The 17,681-nt window shown below is 39.5% G+C and carries 14 protein-coding genes; 6 read left to right on the top strand and 8 right to left on the bottom strand.

Annotation, left to right across the window (positions count from 1 at the left end; all coding sequences use genetic code 11):
* Nucleotides 1-356 precede the first annotated feature (356 nt).
* Together ACGHEH_RS11035 and ACGHEH_RS11030 are read left to right on the top strand one after the other, a co-directional pair.
* Entirely contained in the window at nucleotides 357-758 is a 402-nt protein-coding gene (locus ACGHEH_RS11035; protein ID WP_390445167.1) for a hypothetical protein, read from the top strand.
* Between the two features lie 140 nt (nucleotides 759-898).
* The gene (locus ACGHEH_RS11030) at nucleotides 899-1,561 is read left to right on the top strand and encodes a GntR family transcriptional regulator (protein WP_390445164.1); all 663 of its coding nucleotides are present in this window, start codon (nucleotides 899-901) and stop codon (nucleotides 1,559-1,561) included.
* Nucleotides 1,562-1,585: 24 nt separating this feature from the next.
* Here ACGHEH_RS11030 and ACGHEH_RS11025 read toward each other — a convergent pair whose 3' ends face one another.
* The 7 genes from ACGHEH_RS11025 to ACGHEH_RS10995 form a co-directional block, all read right to left on the bottom strand.
* Nucleotides 1,586-1,960, bottom strand: coding sequence for a PH domain-containing protein (locus tag ACGHEH_RS11025; protein ID WP_390445162.1), 375 nt, complete (start codon nucleotides 1,958-1,960; stop codon nucleotides 1,586-1,588).
* Nucleotides 1,961-1,962: 2 nt separating this feature from the next.
* Nucleotides 1,963-2,865: an ABC transporter ATP-binding protein gene (locus tag ACGHEH_RS11020; RefSeq protein ID WP_390445160.1), complete on the bottom strand. Its 903-nt coding sequence runs from the start codon at nucleotides 2,863-2,865 to the stop codon at nucleotides 1,963-1,965.
* Nucleotides 2,862-3,671 carry an ABC transporter permease gene (locus ACGHEH_RS11015; RefSeq protein WP_390445158.1) on the bottom strand — a complete coding sequence of 270 codons (810 nt, stop codon included), beginning with the start codon at nucleotides 3,669-3,671 and terminating at the stop codon, nucleotides 2,862-2,864. The genes ACGHEH_RS11020 and ACGHEH_RS11015 overlap by 4 nt, the downstream gene beginning before the upstream one ends.
* Nucleotides 3,672-3,787: 116 nt before the next feature.
* Complete coding sequence (locus tag ACGHEH_RS11010; RefSeq protein ID WP_390445155.1) at nucleotides 3,788-5,602, bottom strand: M2 family metallopeptidase; 1,815 nt, start codon at nucleotides 5,600-5,602, stop codon at nucleotides 3,788-3,790.
* 129 nt (nucleotides 5,603-5,731) lie between these two features.
* Nucleotides 5,732-6,169 (bottom strand): hypothetical protein, encoded by a 438-nt coding sequence (locus ACGHEH_RS11005; protein ID WP_390445152.1) that lies wholly within the window; start codon nucleotides 6,167-6,169, stop codon nucleotides 5,732-5,734.
* A 132-nt stretch (nucleotides 6,170-6,301) separates the two neighbouring features.
* Nucleotides 6,302-9,460, bottom strand: a complete 3,159-nt coding sequence (locus ACGHEH_RS11000; protein WP_390445149.1) for an efflux RND transporter permease subunit — start codon at nucleotides 9,458-9,460, stop codon at nucleotides 6,302-6,304.
* Nucleotides 9,461-9,462: 2 nt separating this feature from the next.
* Entirely contained in the window at nucleotides 9,463-10,638 is a 1,176-nt protein-coding gene (locus ACGHEH_RS10995) for an efflux RND transporter periplasmic adaptor subunit (RefSeq protein ID WP_390445146.1), read from the bottom strand.
* Between the two features lie 270 nt (nucleotides 10,639-10,908).
* On the opposite strand from ACGHEH_RS10995, the gene ACGHEH_RS10990 reads away from it, so the two are divergent.
* On the top strand, nucleotides 10,909-11,160 hold the full coding sequence (locus ACGHEH_RS10990) for a YkgJ family cysteine cluster protein (RefSeq protein ID WP_390445194.1): 252 nt from the start codon (nucleotides 10,909-10,911) through the stop codon (nucleotides 11,158-11,160).
* Here the strand turns inward: ACGHEH_RS10990 and ACGHEH_RS10985 are convergent, their stop codons facing one another.
* Complete coding sequence (locus ACGHEH_RS10985) at nucleotides 11,161-11,913, bottom strand: SDR family oxidoreductase (RefSeq protein WP_390445143.1); 753 nt, start codon at nucleotides 11,911-11,913, stop codon at nucleotides 11,161-11,163. It abuts the gene before it with no gap.
* Between the two features lie 395 nt (nucleotides 11,914-12,308).
* Here ACGHEH_RS10985 and ACGHEH_RS10980 point away from each other — a divergent pair, with 395 nt between their 5' ends.
* The 3 genes from ACGHEH_RS10980 to ACGHEH_RS10970 all read left to right on the top strand — a co-directional run bounded on the left by ACGHEH_RS10980 (nucleotide 12,309) and on the right by ACGHEH_RS10970 (nucleotide 17,669).
* Nucleotides 12,309-13,319, top strand: a complete 1,011-nt coding sequence (locus tag ACGHEH_RS10980; RefSeq protein ID WP_390445141.1) for a tetratricopeptide repeat protein — start codon at nucleotides 12,309-12,311, stop codon at nucleotides 13,317-13,319.
* A gap of 129 nt (nucleotides 13,320-13,448) precedes the next feature.
* The gene (locus ACGHEH_RS10975; protein ID WP_390445138.1) at nucleotides 13,449-16,250 is read left to right on the top strand and encodes a TonB-dependent receptor; all 2,802 of its coding nucleotides are present in this window, start codon (nucleotides 13,449-13,451) and stop codon (nucleotides 16,248-16,250) included.
* 90 nt (nucleotides 16,251-16,340) lie between these two features.
* On the top strand, nucleotides 16,341-17,669 hold the full coding sequence (locus ACGHEH_RS10970; protein WP_390445135.1) for a DUF5690 family protein: 1,329 nt from the start codon (nucleotides 16,341-16,343) through the stop codon (nucleotides 17,667-17,669).
* The last annotated feature ends 12 nt before the right edge of the window (nucleotides 17,670-17,681 follow it).

Below are 17,681 nucleotides of genomic sequence, written 5' to 3'. Positions count from 1 at the left end.
TTCGGGCTTTTTTGCGTTTAGGGTGCAGAATTTTCGCATCACGAAGTGATAAAGCGGAAACTTCTGCGCAAGGTGAACTGAGCAGCCTTCACAGTAGTTACTCTGTTCATTCTGAAGCAATTTAGCACGCGTAAATAACTACACCCTCAACTCTAGCTAAACTAGCTTATTTCACCTTGCGCAAAGTAAACGTATTCGCTTCGCTCATTGTCGTTAACACTTTGCACTATACTCGCGTAAAAGAACCGTACTCACTGCGTTCGCTGACGATAACCTTTTGCACTATGAAACAATCTCATGAGCTTTTGTATAGCTAATATGTTGTAATGGCCAAATAATCATCATAAGGAACTCTAATGAAATCAATCCTATATATTTTTATCTTATCTATTTCATTATCAGCTTTTGCTAATCCATTGAAGGGTACTTGGGAATATGTTAGTGGTGAATATGCAACCCCAGATGGAAATGTTAAAGCTGAAGCGCCGGCAGTAACTTCAACTCGAATCGTTTCAGATACGCACTTCAGCTATATTACGCGTCATTCAGATAAGTTTGCTTATGCAGGTGGAGGTACCTATGTTATCAAAGATAATTACTTTATTGAGACAGTGGAATATGGCAATTTAGAAGACTACATCGGTCGAACAATGGCTTTTACCTTCAAAATAGAAGGTGATCTTTGGTATCACACCTTGTATGAGAATGGAAAGTTCGTTGAGAGTGAAATATGGAAAAGGGTAACGAGTAAACTTTAAAATACCTTTATTACTCTGGATCTTAGAAAGTTATTGAAAATGTTCTGTAATTAAGTAAAGTACACTATCGCTTTTTAGAAGTTATATTGTAAGCAGTATTTACGTGTATATTGAATGCCAAATGCTGTTCAGGGGTTAGTATGAGCATAGAGCATAAGACAAGAACTCAACTTGTTGCAGAAGCAATTAGAGAGAAAATACTTTCTGGTGAGATCAAAGCTGGTGAACCATTAAGACAAGCTGCTTTAGCTGAAGAGTTGAACGTGAGTAGAATACCTGTTCGAGAAGCGTTACTACAATTAGAAGCTGAAGGTCTTGTTAATTTCGAAGCTCACAAAGGTGCAACAGCAACACAATTAAGTGCTAATCAAATAGATGAAATTTTTGACTTACGTGCTTTGTTAGAGGCAGAGTTATTAAGCCATTCTATTCAGAAGCTTACACCTCGTGATTTATTAGAAGCTGAAGCTATATTGTATGATTTAGAAGAGGCTGTTGAACGAGGTGACACACAACTAGCTACTGGTAAATTGAACGCTGAGTTTCACGGAAAGCTATATTCTAAAGCTGAGAGACCGCAAACTGCGGAACTGGTAGATATGTATAGTAAGAACTCTGAACGATATGTTCGTATGCATATCTTACTGGCAGGTGGTTTTGCAACTGCGCCGGAAGAGCACCGTACTTTATTAGACTTATGTAAGCAAAAAGACATTGATGCAGCGTGTGCCTTCTTGAAAAAACATATTCTAAGCGCCAAAGAAGACATTAAAGAGCTTCTTATTAAGATGGAACAAGAATAGAAAGAGCGGCTAAGCCGCTCTTTTTTACAATGTATACTTGCTTATTATTCTGTACACTTCGTTGATATTGTCTCCGGCTTTAAATTCTTTAATAAGTGGTTCAGTCTCAGAACCAATCCATAGTTTTAGTTCGGCATCCATGTCAAAGTGACCAGCAGACTCTTTACTAAATTTAGTGATCTTGTTGTATGGGATAGTCAATATTTCCATTTTAGAACCTGTTACCCCTTGCTTATCAACTAATATTAAACGTCTATTAGTGAAAACAAACATGTCACGAATCACTTGATAAGCTTTCTCTATTACTTCACCTTCAATTAGGCTATCTGCAAGTAACTCTTCTGTTTTACCACTATCAGCTTCACTTGCATTTCCTAATAATCCACTTAGTAAACCCATAGTTACTCCTTATTGAATAGTTCGTTTTCTAACGTGTTACCGTTAATTAGCTGTCGATATTGCCAATTTAGTTTATGACAATATTTTAGTAAATGTACATCAAATTGCTTATTTCCAGCTTTGTACTCAATGACAAACTCTTTGCTTTGAGTCTGCTGAACGTGTGTGACATCCTGCAATTGCTTCAAGTAATCAAGCGCTTGATGAGGTTCGTTGGTAAGTTGCAATGTTAAATAATTATGCTCGCCTTCATAGTTATGGGTCTTGTGTTCAGAAAGCTCGCCTTGCTCTAAATACAAAATATGTGAGCAAAGCCTTTCTAATTCACTTAAATCGTGTGAACTTAATATAAATGTAGCCTGATCACTTAAATCAGAAATTATATTTCTGATCTCTCTTGCATTTACAGGGTCTAAGCCTGCTGTTGCCTCATCAAGAAGAATGATTTCTGGTTTATCAATTAATGCCTGAGCAATACAAACTCTTTTTCTCATCCCGTGAGACAGCTCAGAAACTCTTGAGTTGACGTTATCTTTTAAACCTACTAATTCAAGTACTCTGTGTGTTTCTTTCATTGCGGCAGGTTTTGATAACCCCTGAAGCCTACTATAAAAACAGAGTTGTTTTTCTAGTGAAAACCTTGGATCTAACTGAGCATCTTGCGGCAAGGCTGAAAGTTTGCTGAAAAGCCTCGGGTCTCCGAGTTGGTGGCCCAAAATATCAACTTGTCCTGAGTCTGGCTCTAGATAACCGCACAAAATACTGAAAAGAGTGGTTTTACCAGCACCATTAGGGCCTATAAGCGCCGTTGTTTTACCTTGTTCAATTTCAAAAGACACATCTTTTAATGCGGCCTTTGATTCAAAGCTTTTACTTAAATTCGTTACTTTTATTACTGAACTCATAATGCACGTTTCCTTAAAGCAACAATTGAAATTAGTAACCAACCTACACTTTGTACAACAGGTATTAGCCAATCAATAATAGATGTGTTCTTTTGTCCTGCTACATCAGTAATTTGCTCTCCAGGAAAGGCATAGAACAGAACATCAATAAACGGAGTGTAATGAGCAAAATAGGCAATGACAGCTGATCCTAATGTGAATAATAAAATTGCCATAACGATACTCAATCTTGATGAGCTAGTGACTATGTTAAGAAATGACATTAGCGCAATAAAAGGCATGCTTATTAAAGTTAACTGTAAACTGAGCTTTAAACCGAGTAATAAGCCACTTGAAAATAGAGAAGAGTCTCTATACGACATTATAATCAAAGTCGCTAAAACAGTCGCAGTAATTAAAGTAGCGATAATCAAAAGTTGACCAAGATAACGACCAAGCAGTATTTCGTCTCTCGTACTTCTTAATGATAAGAATCTGAGCGTGCCTCTCTGTCTGTCTCCTACAGTTTGATCTGAGCCAACAAACAATGAAAATAGTGGAAAGCAATAGAGTGAAATTACCCAATAAATTGCAAATTCAGCCTCAGGCCAAGAGATAAGCTCTTGAAAGCCTATGCTGCCTGCTAGTTGTCTAGCAATATTTTGGAATATAGGGTCACTTAAAAAAGGTACAGCTTCGGCAATGAGATATTTAAAAATCATAAACCATACCATTGCGAATGCGGTGAGCGCTAACAAGCCTCTTTTTGTTGCAAATATACGCGTCAATTCAAACTGCGTAATTTGCCATACTCTAAACAATGACATAAATTCTCCTTTAACTTACGGTAACATTAGCTGTTACTTTAAGTAAATTAAACACTTAAATTGTTTCAGAGTATGGCAGTTGTAACAAAGTTATCTAATCAAGGATAACTTTGAAATTACCAGCCACATTGTCGGCCTTGGTTTTGCTCATCTAAATATTTTTGCAGTGGTGCAAAGTAATCTAGGATTGCAGTTGCATCCATCTGTTCGTTACCAGTAAGCGTAGCTAATGCTTCCTGCCATGGACGACTACTCCCCATCTCAAGCATAGTATTTAAACGTTCGCCAGCCTCTTTAGAGTTGTAAACAGAGCAACGATGAATTGAGCCTTTGTCATCAGCTATCTTACACAGTGCTTTATGGAACTCAAATTGTAAGATATGTGCTAAGAAGTAACGTGTGTAAGGTACATTACCTGGAACATGATATTTTGCACCTGGATCAAAATCGTTTTCAGTTCTGGTCACTGGCGCTTTAATTCCTTGATACTTTTCACGAAGCTCCCACCAAGCTTGGTTGTATTGTGCAGGGCTGATTTCACCATTGAATACTTTCCAACGCCATTGATCTACCAGTAATCCAAACGGGATAAATGCGACTTTGTCTAGCGCCATCTTCATTAGCAGGCCAATGTCTTTTGACTCGTCTGGCACTTCATCTAATAAACCGATTTCTTTTAAGTACCCTGGCGTAACAGACAGGGCAATCGTATCGCCAATGGCTTCATGGAACCCGTCATTTGCACTTTCTTGGTAATATACAGGTTGTGTATTGTATGCGCGTTGATAGAAGTTATGTCCTAACTCATGGTGAATAACAGAAAACTCCTCGCCTGTACGTTGAATACACATCTTGATGCGTAAATCATCTTTAGCGTCTAGATTCCACGCCGAAGCATGGCATTGTACATCTCTATCTTTTGGCTTGGTGAATAGGGAGCGGCTATAAAATGTCTCAGGTAATGGAGCAAAGCCCATAGAGGTAAAAAATTTCTCAGCACCTTTAACCATGGTTAGCTCATCATAATTGTGTTTTGCTAAAAGCTCTGTCACATCATAGCCAGGATCTGCATTTTCAGGTGCAACAATGTCATATATATTGCCCCAAGTTTGTGCCCACATATTGCCTAGTAAGTGGGCAGGGATCGGTTGGTCCTGTGGTACTTTATCTTCTCCATACTTTTCACCAAGCTTGGCACGAACATGACAATGTAAAGAATCATAAAGCGGCTTTACTTGCCCCCAAATCCTGTCTAGTTCATCTGCAAAATCATCAGCTGGCATATCATATTTACTTCGCCACATTGCCCCTGTATCAGCATAGCCAAGCTCTTTAGCCCCTTCGTTTGTAAGAACAACTTGTTTTTCATAAAGAGGGCGCATTGGCTTTGCAACTTGTCGCCAACCTTGCCACATATCTAGTAATTCTTCGTAATCTCGAGACGTAGCCATTTTGGATGTCATATCACCCAGACTCATACACTCATTGCCTCTGCAATACTTGCCTTTACCGTACATACCGTCTAACTGAGCTAAAATGCTAGCAAGTTCTTTAGATTTCTCAACGTTTTGTGGAGCAGGTAGGGTTAGAGCCAATTTTAGCTTGTCCATTTTTCGGCGATTATCTTCACTTAAGGTAAGTGAATCGAATTGAGCTGCTTCATTAGCTAAACGAACGACTATATCTGTGTATTCACGATTTACATCTGCAGAGAGTGACGCTGTATCTTCAGTGATAAAGTTTGCATAAATCCAAGCCGCACGAGATGCTCTGGCGTTAAGGTCTACCAAAGTTTCGGCAGAGCTAGCCAAAAAGGCTTCAGCATCTTGCTCTGTGACAGTTTTATTTTGGTTTACGATATTACAAGCTGTAAGGGTGAGTGTACTTGAAACGATTAACGCACCAACACTCAGTTTAAATTTTGTTATCATTATTTTTTCTCAGTTATATTTATTCGGAGGAATGATAGCAGCGGTTGTTTGGTGCGACAATGTGATACTGTTGGGAAGTGATGTTATGACAAATAAAAAAGGCTGGATAACCAGCCTTATGTTTCAATCTTATCTTGCAAACGGATCAGGGTTTATCTTATCTACATACCATTTGCCTTTCTTACGAATCATTTGAACGCTGCGCATATCGTCAACCTGCTCACCTCGCAGCATACCAGTGAATACCAAGTTAACTTTAGCATCATCGCCATATTGTTCACGAAGACTTTGGTTTGTCATGTCTACTTCAATTGTTACAGAGTCATACTGTAAATTGATTAAATTTCTAGCAAACTGTTTCGCAGTTCCATAAGAGCGCATTATTCTACCCATTTTCGGCGTTGCGAGCTGTATCGCTGCATCAAAGTCTTTCTTGTTATAGATGGCATCAAAATACATAGTTGCTACGAAGCCAGGATTACTTTTGTCGCCTCTTGTAGATTCATCCGAGCCGCAACCAAAAAGAATAACGAGTGCAAGAAAGAGTACAGTGGTGATTTTTGTCATAATTAGAAAATCTTTTAAATAACTTAACTTAGTGTGTCTTCTTAAGTTTATTTTGTAAAGCGTATAAGAAAACTTTGAGAAACAAAAAAAGCTCGGCACTTACAATGCCGAGCTTTTTATCAGTTATCAAGATTAATTGTTTAGCGAATTTTCTAAATTCGCATTGACTGCATTATCGGTTTGTTTGTTTTTCTTACGAAACAAACCTTTGATATCTTCTAACACTACATACTGACACGGTATTAAAATCAAAGTAATGACTGTTGCAAACAAAACACCAAACGCAAGAGATACTGCCATTGGTATAACTATTTGAGCTTGCAAACTAGTTTCTGTGATAATTGGTACTAAGCCAATGAATGTTGTTAAGGAGGTAAGTAAAATAGCTCTGAAACGTTTGCAGCCGGCCTCTACAACAGCTTGTTTTAACGCAATCCCTTCTTCTCTGGCTTTGTTAACAAAATCTACCATGACCAGCGAATCATTTACTACCACACCTGCAACCGCGATGATCCCGAAGAAAGAGAGGCTACTCATTGTCATGCCCATTACAACATGACCAAAGACCGCACCAACAACACCAAATGGGATCACAGACATAATCAATATAGGTTGCGAGTAAGAGCGAAGCGGAATAGCAAGAAGTGCAAAAATGATCATCATTGATAGCGCAAAATCACGAATTTGCTCAGCAACACTGTCCATTTCTTCTTGAATTCGACCAGCAACGCTACTTTGTACACCAGGGTAGTTTTTCAATAAAGAAGGCAGGTATTCATCACGAATTTCTTCAGCAATTTTGAACGGCTCAGCTTGGTTTGTATCTACTGCTGCCCATACATTGATTGTACGTTTAGCATTTTCACGGCGAATACGACTTACACCGTCAACTAAATTGATTTTAGCAACTTCTACAAGAGGTACTTCTGCACCCGCTGGAGTAATGATGCGGACATTTTGTATGTCACTGATAGAGTTACGAGACTCTTTAGGGTAGCGGATCATCACTTTAACTTCTTCACCTTCACGAAGAATACGTTGTGCTTCTAATCCGTAGTAACTAAAGTTAACCTGAGATGCAACATCAGCTAGAGTTAAACCCATACTGTATGCAAGTGGTTTTAATTCCAGTTGAACTTCGTCTGTTGCACTTTGCATAGAGTCGTTCACGTCACCTACACCAGCCATAGAGTTCAGTTTTGCCTTAAGCTGTTCAGCAACTTCTTTTAACTCATCTTTATTCTTACCTTCGAGTCTGAAGCTAATGTCGCCATCATCTCGGCCACCATTCATGATGCTATCTTCGATGTTAAGTGTTTTAACACCTGGTAAAGGCGGCATTTGTTCGCGCCACATGGCACTTAACGCGAAAGTGTCGATCGGGCGAAGGTCAGGTTCAACGAGGATTGCCATGATCTGAGCATTGGTTCTACCTCGGAGACTAACCGACAGATCACGTACCATTTTCTGGCCATACTTAGCTTCGACTTGTTTATCGACTTCTAAAATAAGCGCTTCAACTTTTTGCGCAGTTTCAAGTGTCGCAGTTTCAGAGCTTGAGAGATTCATCTCTATTCTTACTTGAGGGAAGTCATGCGGAATTTTAGGGTTTGCGACAAACTTCACTAATCCACCTGCAAACATGCCTGCAGCAACGATGAGTACAGTTAAGAAACCAACAATTACGGTGTAACGGTAGTGAATACAGCGTTCAATAAATGGGCGGTAAAGGTTTTCAATAAAGTTCTTAAGACCCCCGTCTAAAATCTCACGTAAACGGTGGAATGGGTTTTTAGGGTTACTTGGCTTATCTTTCATCGCTGCTAAGTGGGCAGGTAAGATTAGCTTAGACTCAACTAGAGAGAAGATAAGACAAAGAATAATCACACCACCAATGGCCTTTGAAAATGCCGCTGCTGGACCGGTCGCTAATGTTTGTGGTAAAAACGCGGCTACCGTTGTCAAAACACCAAAAGTTGCTGGAATAGCAACGCGTTTTACACCACGAACTACGTTATCAAGGCTATGGCCTTTCTTTTCTATTTCTGCATGGACAGATTCACCCACTACAATGGCATCATCAACCACAATACCGAGCACTAGAATGAATGCGAATAATGAAGCGAGGTTAATTGTCACATCTAAAAAGCCCATTGGCATAAATAAAAATGCACCAAGGAACGAAACTGGCAAGCCCATCATTACCCAAAATGCTAAGCGAACACGCAAAAACAGTGCAAGCATCAACATTACCAGAATACCACCCCAAATCATATTCTCGATCATCATATTCAAACGACCATCTAGATAGTAAGTTAAATCAATGAACGGTTCTATTTGAACGTCAGCTGGTAACGTTTGATTGCGTTCAGCTAGGTATCTCTTCACTGTATCAGCGACTTTGGTAATATCTTGATCTTTTGACGCTCTTAGCTCAAAAGTCAGTGAATTTTTGCCATTGTATTTTGAAAATTGTAAACCTTCTTCAAAGCCATCTTTAACTACTGCAACATCTCTTAAGAAAATCTGTGCGCCATCTTCTAGTGTCTTTAATGGTAAATTTTCAAATTCATGGCCTCTATATGCCTGATTTTCAACACGCATTGAAATGTAACCATTATCAGAGCGTATTTGACCTGCTGACATATTGGCTGAAAAGGCTCGTACTGCTGAAGATATATCTCGGAAAGTTAAGCCATATTCGCGAAGCTTATCTGGACTAACCTCGATACCAATTTCATAGTTTAAACCACTGAAAAAACTTAACAGGTTTACACCAGGTAACGCTAACATTTCGTCATGTAAGGTATTTCCAAGCTCTTTTAGTTCGGCATTACTCAAGCTACCACTCAGTGACATCCACATTACTTCTTGTTCGAACTTATCGTATCGAACGATAGGGCGCTCCATGCCTATTGGGAAACTCGAAATCGAATCAACCTGCATTTTTACTTCATCAAGTACTTCCTGCGGGTTGTAGCCTTCTTGAACTTGTATCCAAGTTTGGGAAAAACCACGGTTAGAATAGGTGATGAGTCGTTTGATCCCTTCAAGGCCTTCCATTGATTCTTCGACTTTGATGGTTATGCCTTCTTCAACCTCTTGAGGTGCCGCCCCAGGGTAAACTGCTTGAATACTTAACCACGGGCTTTCGAATTGCGGGAACATCTGTTTGCGAATAGAAAAAGCCGTTAAGATCCCGCCGACTAATATAAATATCATTAATAAGTTTGCAGCAACAGGATTGCGTGCAAACCAGGCAATTAAGCCTTTTTCAGTTGATGTACTCATGCTTATTCCTCCTTAAGTGCAAGCTGCGTTTCAGGAGATGAAATAGGAGAGTCATCAGTACGAAGTTGCATTCCCTCTGTTGGATACTCTAGTGCAGACGTAATGATTTGAGCGCCATTCGTCAGGCCTTGATCAATAATTGCCATGCCATTTGTTTCACGGATGATATTCACGCCCTTAAAGCTCAGGGTTAAATCATCATTCAGAACGGCAACCTTATTGTCTTTAATTAAGTGTTGCGGTACTTGAATGGCATTTTCAACTAAAGCGCCCTCAATAGAGGCATTCAAGTAAGCACCAAAACGAAGTTGTTTTGAACTATCAGAATAAGGCTGCGGAATTTGTGCAACTAAATAAGTCATACGGCTGCGCTGATCAATGACACCTTCGCTACGCGCCACTGTACCTTGCCAAGTAACAGTTTTTCCCGCAACTTGTGCCGTTAAAGCGACATTTGCATCAACACCTTGTTGAGGTAGGTATTGCAATTCATGATCAGCGACTGGAAGGCGAATTTCAGCTACTGAAGTAGAGTTTAGGATTCCGAATTTACTGCCAGGGTTTACAACACTACCTAAACTGACAACGCGGCTTTCAATAATTGAATCATATGGTGCTTTTATGTAAGTGCGTTCAAGGTTTCGTTTTGCTCGTTTTACACTTGCTTGAGCGGCTTTATAGCGTGCAAGTTTTTCAGCAAGTTGAGGTTTCCGCAAATAAAGTTCAGAAGGGATGGTCTCATTGGCATTATTCTTAATACGCTGCCACTCTTTTTTGGCAACATGAGCTTGAGCTTGTTCAATTTCAAGTGCAGAGCTTGCTTGTGCAAGGCTAGCCTCTGCTTCAATTAAGGCTGCTTCATAGTCGTTAGGATCTATGCGGGCTAAAATATCACCTTGTTGAACAAAGCCACCTTTTACAAATTTATCTGAAAGCTCAATAATTTGTCCGCTAACTTGCGCAACTAGCTCTGTTGTGTATTTAGGTTTAACTATTCCATAGGACTCAACGTTTAGTCTCATATCAGAGATCGTGATAGGCGCAGCCTGTACAAGAGGATGAATGATTTTCTCTGGTTTTTTTTCGGGTGCTTGCTTCATAGATGAAAGTCCAATGAAAACAGCAACACCACCAGCTAAAACCGCTAAGGGTAAGAGAATTTGTTTTTTACTAGCCACAATAATAGTCCTTCCGACGGTAGAATGACGGTTCAGCATTCTATTTTATTAATCTACACAATGAGCATACTCGATCAGATGTTTCTAGGTATTTATATGCAGTAAGAAGATGTAACAATCCGTGTATTCATGACATAGTTATTTACATTTGTAGGTACAACCTAGAATTTAAATATAGTTGATCTTTTTAGGATAATTAATTCTGTGATTAATAAGGCTTGTTTAGCGTGTTAATATAACTTACTGATCACTATTAGAGGCTGTATGAGCGTGGAATGTCGATTACACTGTGGAGCGTGTTGCATAGCACCAAGCATAAGTACAAGTTTTCCGAATCACCCAAATGGTAAAAAAGCAGGGGAACGTTGTAAAAACTTGACCGATGATAACTTGTGTAAGTTATTTGGTCAGCCGGCACGCCCTCCTGTTTGCCATGATTTTAAAGCGGTGGAGTGGGTATGTGGTCAAAACCAAACTGAAGCACTTCAGATCCTAACTGAGCTTGAAACCCTGACAAGTTGATCATAATCCACCTGCTAGATCTAAGAAGTTTCCTGTTGCATAAGATGCTTTTTCTGAAGCTAACCAATAAATGGCATCTGCGACTTCTTCTGGCTCTCCACCTCGCTTCATAGGCAGTTTTTCTTTTAATCTATTGACTCGGTCTGGTTCTCCGCCGTCTGCGTGAATGTCTGTGAAGATTAACCCTGGCCTGACACAATTAACGCGAATGCCGTTTGCAGCAACTTCTTTTGCAAGGCCTATAGTGAGCGTATCAATGGCACCTTTGCTTGCAGCATAATCCACATATTCGTTAGGTGAGCCTGTTCTCGATGCTGCCGAAGAGACATTAATAATACTGCCACCGGTACCGCCAAATTCTGTCGACATATGCTTAATGGCGTATTTAGAACACAGAAAATAGCTCATCACATTACTCGTTAATACCTCTTTTACTCGCTCCTCAGTTAACTCGATAAGTTTTGCCTGCGGTTTTAAAATACCCGCATTATTCACAAGCACATCGATAACACCCAGCTGCTCAGTGACAACCTTAAATAGTTTTTGTACTTCGCTTTCTTTATTAACATCAGCTTGTACGGCAATGGCTGTTCCACCCATTGCTTTAATTTCGCTGACTACTGCCTCAGCTGTATCCACACTGTTTAGATAATTAACGCAAACGGCATAATTATTTTTTGCGAATAACAGCGCTGTAGCTGCACCAATCCCACGGCTAGCCCCTGTAATTACTACAGTTCTTTGTGATGTCATCTGTATTCCTTATCGATAAAAAATCAATTTAGTAAATGTTTTGTTGCAAAAAGGTTTTTTTAGGTGATAAATAGCTATTCAAAGCAATGACAACAATCAATAGGATATGATTATAAAATTTAACCTTAAAGAGTAAAACCTAAAGCAATTAAATCGTAACGTAAACGACTTAGAAAAGCAGCAAACACATCAAGTAGCTTGTGGTGTTTGGACTGATTAAGCTTGTCTTCCAACAGGTCATATTTGTCAACGTTTAAGTAAAGATGGTCATAATTCTTGTCTTTGTTAATTTTATGTAGAGCCTTCGGGCTCTTTTAAATCTAAGTCCTAATTAACTGAGAAATTCACTCAAATTTACTATGCTTAAATCAGAGTTTGTAAATTTGAAGATTTCCATGAAAACCTTTATAAATCTTATTTTTCTATTGTTGGCTGTTCCTTCATTAGCAAATTCAATTGTTGAAAGTAAAATTACAGAAGCAGAAGACTATTTAACCATTAACCCTGCACAATCATTAATTTTGCTTGATAGTATCTATGATAAAAAAAGGTTTTCTGATGAACAATTTATCCGTTGGCATTTGATCAGAATGAGAGCTGCTGTACCTACAAACCAATTAGATAAACTTAGTGAGTCTCTAGAAACCGTATTTCACCACAAACATCATCCTTACTTTAAAGCCCATTTAACTTCGTTTCTGAGTGGAGCTGGGATCTATCTTAGGAAAAAGCAATTCCTAGCCGATGCGCAAAAAAGTTTAGAGTGTGCTTATAAATATTCACAAAATGAAAAGCAAAGGTTAACTTTAACGAATAGTTTGGCTTTGGTTTCACGCCAACAGAGCGATTATGACAGCGCTAGGTTACTATATAAAAAAGCCCGGACATTGGCGTTAGAAACAAACCGGGAAAGTATCATTGCAATGATAGATAATAACCTCGGAATGATTGAATTCGATGTAGGTAATATTAAAGAGGCGGAAGCGTATTACCGACGAGCATTAAAAGGTTATCAACAAATTGATAAACGTTCAGGAATAGTGACAGCTAGCATAAACTTACTTTTTTCATTCTTACTACAAGACAAGTTTTTGGATTATCAGCGCTTATATTCAGCAACGGCAACCTTGACTCTCGCTTTTCCTAATCAATCTAAACAATCTCTTTTGTATTGGATCCATCAAAGATATTTACAGCTACAGGGAGGAAAAATTACCTCTCAGACAATTCAAAAACTAAAAGAGGCATATACTAATTTAGAAGATATTAAAGTCAAAACACACATATATAAGTATCTAGCCGAATTTATGAACATCTCCTTACAAGTACAAGAAAATAATGCTAATCAAGAGTTTAATCGTCCATGGTTTGTGGCTATTAAGCAGTGCGACTGGATTTTGAATTAGTTTAACTCTACATATTTCTACAATAAAGCCTTAACTAAAGCGTCACGAGTTTGTAAGAAATCGGGTTTACTCTATGCATAATTAATCTGGACTAGACCAGTTGTAAACCCAAATTTAGAGATAAATGTAATGAAAAAACTATCCTATTTCGCAGCTGCAATTTTGCTGGCTCAAAGCGCACACTCTTTTGCATCAAATGGTAAACTTGTCGGTTCAGTAAAAGATCTGCAAAGTCATTTGTCAGGTGTAATGATCACTGTGAAAGGGCATAAATCAACGGCGGTTACAGATTATCGCGGTCGATTTGAACTGCCGAATTTGAAAAGTGGCGAATATACACTTGTAGTGAGCTACATGGGGTACTACAGCGCTGAGGTAAAAGTAAAAGTATTAGACTCTGAAATTACTTTACTCGAACCAATCATTTTAAACTCGCAACAACAAATAGAAGAGGTTGTGAGTGTGGGTCAAATATTTCGTGGCGAAATGGCGGCGGCCAACAATCAAAAAAATGCCTCGAATATTATCAGTGTGATAGCCGCTGACGGTATTGGAAAGTTGCCTGACAGAAATGCAGCTGAAGCGGTGCAACGTATTCCTGGTGTATCAATTGAGCGCGATCAGGGTGAAGGGCGTTTTGTTGCAGTTCGTGGCTTACCATCGCAATGGAGCTCAGCTAGTATCAACGGCAATCGACTTCCAACAGCAGAAGAGGAAACAACCAGTAGGGCAACGGCATTTGATTTTTTTCCGAGCGAATTAATTGAGTTTGTTGAGGTATCTAAAGCGATCACACCTAATATGGAAGGCGATGCAATCGGTGGTAGCGTTAATTTCATAACTAAAAAATCAGCAGATGACTTTGTGTTTAAAACAAGTTTTGCATTAGGTCAAAACGAGCTAGCAGAGGGCACAAATTACTCTGCAAATGTGGTTTACGGAAACCGCTTACTAGATGACAAACTCGGTTTTATTGTCAATGCCACAGCTTGGAAGCGAGATTGGGCAACCGATAATTACGAACCAAGACGCCGAGGTGAAAGCGAAAACTTCGGTATTTATCGTCTAGAGCTGAGAGATTACAGCGGAACCCGCGAAACATATGGTTTAAATGGCTCTGTTGAGTATGACTTTGATAATGGCAGTATCAGTGCCAGTGCCTTATATGGCACCTTGGTTGATGATGAAACGCACTACAAACATCGACTTCGTTTTGATAAAGACAGAGTTGAGCTACAGCATATTCGTAATGAATTAATTACTGAAATGAATGGTTTAGAGTTAGCGGGTGTCCACAATATCGGCTTTGATAAAACCATAAACTGGCAGTTAGCGAGCTATGAAAATGAGTTCAAATATGGTGATAAACCAAATGGCCAAGATAACAGCTATTTTGTTATGCGTTTTGACCAGAAAAACGTCGGTTATGTTGGTTTGCAAGAAGCAGCAAATGGAAAAAACTACGCCTATAACCTAGTGGATGGGGGGGCTGATCCTTGGAATGCGATCAGTAACCATTTTGCAAATGGTTTCGCACTGGATGCAAGTCAAGCTGCCTTATCTTGGGTTGAGTTATATAAAGTGTATGTTAAAGAGAAAGATAGGTTGGTTGCTAACCTTGATTTTGAATGGCAAAGAGATTCTGACTTAACCTATCAATTCGGTGCTAAGTACAGAGATAAAGTTCGTTATGCAGATTTTGCAGATGAATTTTACGAGTGGAATAGTGATGAGTTTGGTACAGCACCAACACTTGCTGATTTTTCTCTTGTTGATCAGCCCGGGCGAAGTGATTATCTTTCAGAAGCTAATTTCAATTACCAAGCTCAGTTTTCTCAAGTGGCCACAACTGAAGATGCAATGACATTTTGGAATACAAACCGCGAGAAATTCAGATTGGTAGATGGTGAATCAGCACTCATCAGCAATGGTGGCGCACTAGGTCGAAATTTTGATGTAGAAGAAACCCATACTTCACTTTACGGTATGGCAACCTATCAAATGAGCGCGCAGTTAGAAATACTCGCAGGTCTTCGACTGACGCAAACTAAGACCAATGTATCCGGTTACACCTACTTAGCTGATAAACAACAGACAGTAGAAACCACGCAGAGTAATGATTATATTTCTGTGCTGCCAGCTCTACATCTTACCTATCGTGCTGATGAATCAACAAATTATCGTGTTGCATTAACAAGAAGCTTTGCGCGTCCAGACTTTGGCTCATTAACTCCGGGGGCAACTTATCTAGAAGCAGACAACAAGCTTGATTCAGGTAACCCTGCGCTAGAGCCAACTTATTCTAACAACCTAGATGTAATGTTAGAGCACTACTTTCATAGAGTAGGTCTTGTGTCTGCGGGTGTGTTTTATAAAGATATTCAAGATCCAATTTTCGAAAAGCGCTCGATTGGAAATTACAACGGTCGTGATGGCGTTAATATTGTTCGCCCAGAAAATGGCGACAGCGCGAGGCTTGCAGGGATAGAGTTTGCGTTTAATCGTGACCTTGGTTTTATTTCTCCACAGTTAGAAAACTTTGGTGTTATGAGCAATGCTACATTTATGGATTCAGAAATGACCATTCCAGAGCGGGCAGGCAAGGTTGCTATCCAAAGGCAAGCAAAAGAATTATATAACTTTACTCTTTACTATGACGATACTGAATTTGCAGCTCGTATCGCTGTGAATCATAAAGGTGCTTATATCGAAGAGCATGGCAAATCAGCAAACAGCGACAGTTATTATGGCGCAAATACTAGTGTTGATTTTACAACTTCTTATCAAATCAACGAACAAGCTTTGGTTTATCTAGAGCTTAATAATCTCACCAATGAAGCACTTGAATACTACATGGGTGAAAAGGGTAGGCCTTTGCAAGTTGAGTACTACGGTATGCGCGCAATGATTGGCTTTAACTACCAGTTCTAACGGTAACTTAAACGCCTAGTTTTTGTTTCTTATATTTCTTAGCTGTTTTGCGAGGTCAGAGATTGGCCTCGTAATTTTCAAGGTTTATTTATGAACTCTTTATCGCTTTGGCAAGTGCCGCCAAAATGGTTAAGGCCAGCTCAAGGGCTCGCTTTTGTTGCTTTTGCTGCCTGTAGTGCGTTTATGACGTATTTCTGTATGTATGCATTTCGAAAGCCCTTTTCGGTTAATAGTTATACCGAGCTGGATCAAGACCACTGGCTCGTCAGTTTCAAAATAGCTTTGATTTTATCGCAAGTATTTGGCTACTTAGTGGCTAAATTTATCGGTGTAAAAGTCATTGCTGAGATGCAGCATGCAAACCGAGCAAAAACCATTCTCTGGATGATAGTGAGTGCCGAACTTGCCTTGATCTTATTTGCTATCTCACCTTCACCACTGAATGTGATTTGGTTATTTTTTAATGGCTTATCGCTTGGCATGATCTGGGGTCTGGTTTTTAGCTACCTAGAAGGGCGTAAAACCACTGAGTTACTTGGTGCAGTGTTAAGTGTAACGTTTATTCTTGCGTCGGGCTTAGTTCGTACTGTGGGTAAATGGCTTATGGTTGAAATACAGGTATCAGAAATGTGGATGCCAGCAGTAACTGGCGCCATTTTCTTACCTCTTTTGGTTATCTCTGTGTTGTGTTTGAACAGTTTACCGGCGCCTACAGCATCGGATGAGCAAGCCAGACAAAAAAGAGCACCAATGAACGGCGCGCAAAGGTGGGTGTTTTTTAAAGAATACGGGGTTGGGATCACCTTACTGGTACTAAGTTTCTTACTCTTCACTGGGTTTCGAGATTTTCGAGATAATTTTTCTTCAGAAATTTGGTATGCACTTGGGTATGGTCAAGAGCCTGCAATTTTTGCTTACGCAGGCGTTCGAGTCGCTTTGATTGTCTTAATAACGTTAGCGGCTTTGGTATTGATTAAAAATAACCGTATCGCATTTTTTGCCAATCATGGTTTTATCTTGCTAGGCACGGCTTTACTGGCAACAAGTACATGGGCGTTTGAGCAGAGTCTGCTGGATGCTAAAGCGTGGATGGTGTTACTTGGCGCAGGGCTTTATATTAGTTACATCCCCTATAATTGCTTTCTATTTGACCGAATGATATCAGCAGTTGGCTCAACCGCGAATGCTGGTTTTTTGCTTTATCTCGCAGACTCAGCAGGTTATGTCGGCTCAGTTGGCATTTTACTCTACAAAACGTTTGCATCACCAGAGTTAAGCTGGTTGAGCTTTTTCATTATGGCTTGTTACTGGGTAGCGGCAATTGCCAGTGCGCTGGTGGTCAGCTCCTTACTGTATTTCAGTATCAAACTCAAACCTTTTAGACCTGGTTACTCTCTACAACCAGCACATCAAAACTAACAAACAGAAACA

The organism is Pseudoalteromonas sp. MTN2-4 (assembly GCF_042848605.1).
Classification (GTDB): Bacteria; Pseudomonadota; Gammaproteobacteria; order Enterobacterales; family Alteromonadaceae; genus Pseudoalteromonas.
The sequence above is the reverse complement of the archived record's forward strand: the minus strand, read 5'-3'. Positions and strand labels throughout refer to the sequence as shown.

What these genes read in the sequence shown, in the direction of transcription:
- ACGHEH_RS11000 (WP_390445149.1), bottom strand. Translation starts at nt 9,460, where the DNA reads ATGAGTACATCAACTGAAAAAGGCTTAATTGCCTGGTTTGCACGCAAT.
- ACGHEH_RS10980 (WP_390445141.1), top strand. Translation starts at nt 12,309, where the DNA reads ATGAAAACCTTTATAAATCTTATTTTTCTATTGTTGGCTGTTCCTTCA.
- ACGHEH_RS11005 (WP_390445152.1), bottom strand. Translation starts at nt 6,169, where the DNA reads ATGACAAAAATCACCACTGTACTCTTTCTTGCACTCGTTATTCTTTTT.
- ACGHEH_RS11035 (WP_390445167.1), top strand. Translation starts at nt 357, where the DNA reads ATGAAATCAATCCTATATATTTTTATCTTATCTATTTCATTATCAGCT.
- ACGHEH_RS10970 (WP_390445135.1), top strand. Translation starts at nt 16,341, where the DNA reads ATGAACTCTTTATCGCTTTGGCAAGTGCCGCCAAAATGGTTAAGGCCA.
- ACGHEH_RS11025 (WP_390445162.1), bottom strand. Translation starts at nt 1,960, where the DNA reads ATGGGTTTACTAAGTGGATTATTAGGAAATGCAAGTGAAGCTGATAGT.
- ACGHEH_RS10975 (WP_390445138.1), top strand. Translation starts at nt 13,449, where the DNA reads ATGAAAAAACTATCCTATTTCGCAGCTGCAATTTTGCTGGCTCAAAGC.
- ACGHEH_RS11030 (WP_390445164.1), top strand. Translation starts at nt 899, where the DNA reads ATGAGCATAGAGCATAAGACAAGAACTCAACTTGTTGCAGAAGCAATT.
- ACGHEH_RS10985 (WP_390445143.1), bottom strand. Translation starts at nt 11,913, where the DNA reads ATGACATCACAAAGAACTGTAGTAATTACAGGGGCTAGCCGTGGGATT.
- ACGHEH_RS11010 (WP_390445155.1), bottom strand. Translation starts at nt 5,602, where the DNA reads ATGATAACAAAATTTAAACTGAGTGTTGGTGCGTTAATCGTTTCAAGT.
- ACGHEH_RS11015 (WP_390445158.1), bottom strand. Translation starts at nt 3,671, where the DNA reads ATGTCATTGTTTAGAGTATGGCAAATTACGCAGTTTGAATTGACGCGT.
- ACGHEH_RS11020 (WP_390445160.1), bottom strand. Translation starts at nt 2,865, where the DNA reads ATGAGTTCAGTAATAAAAGTAACGAATTTAAGTAAAAGCTTTGAATCA.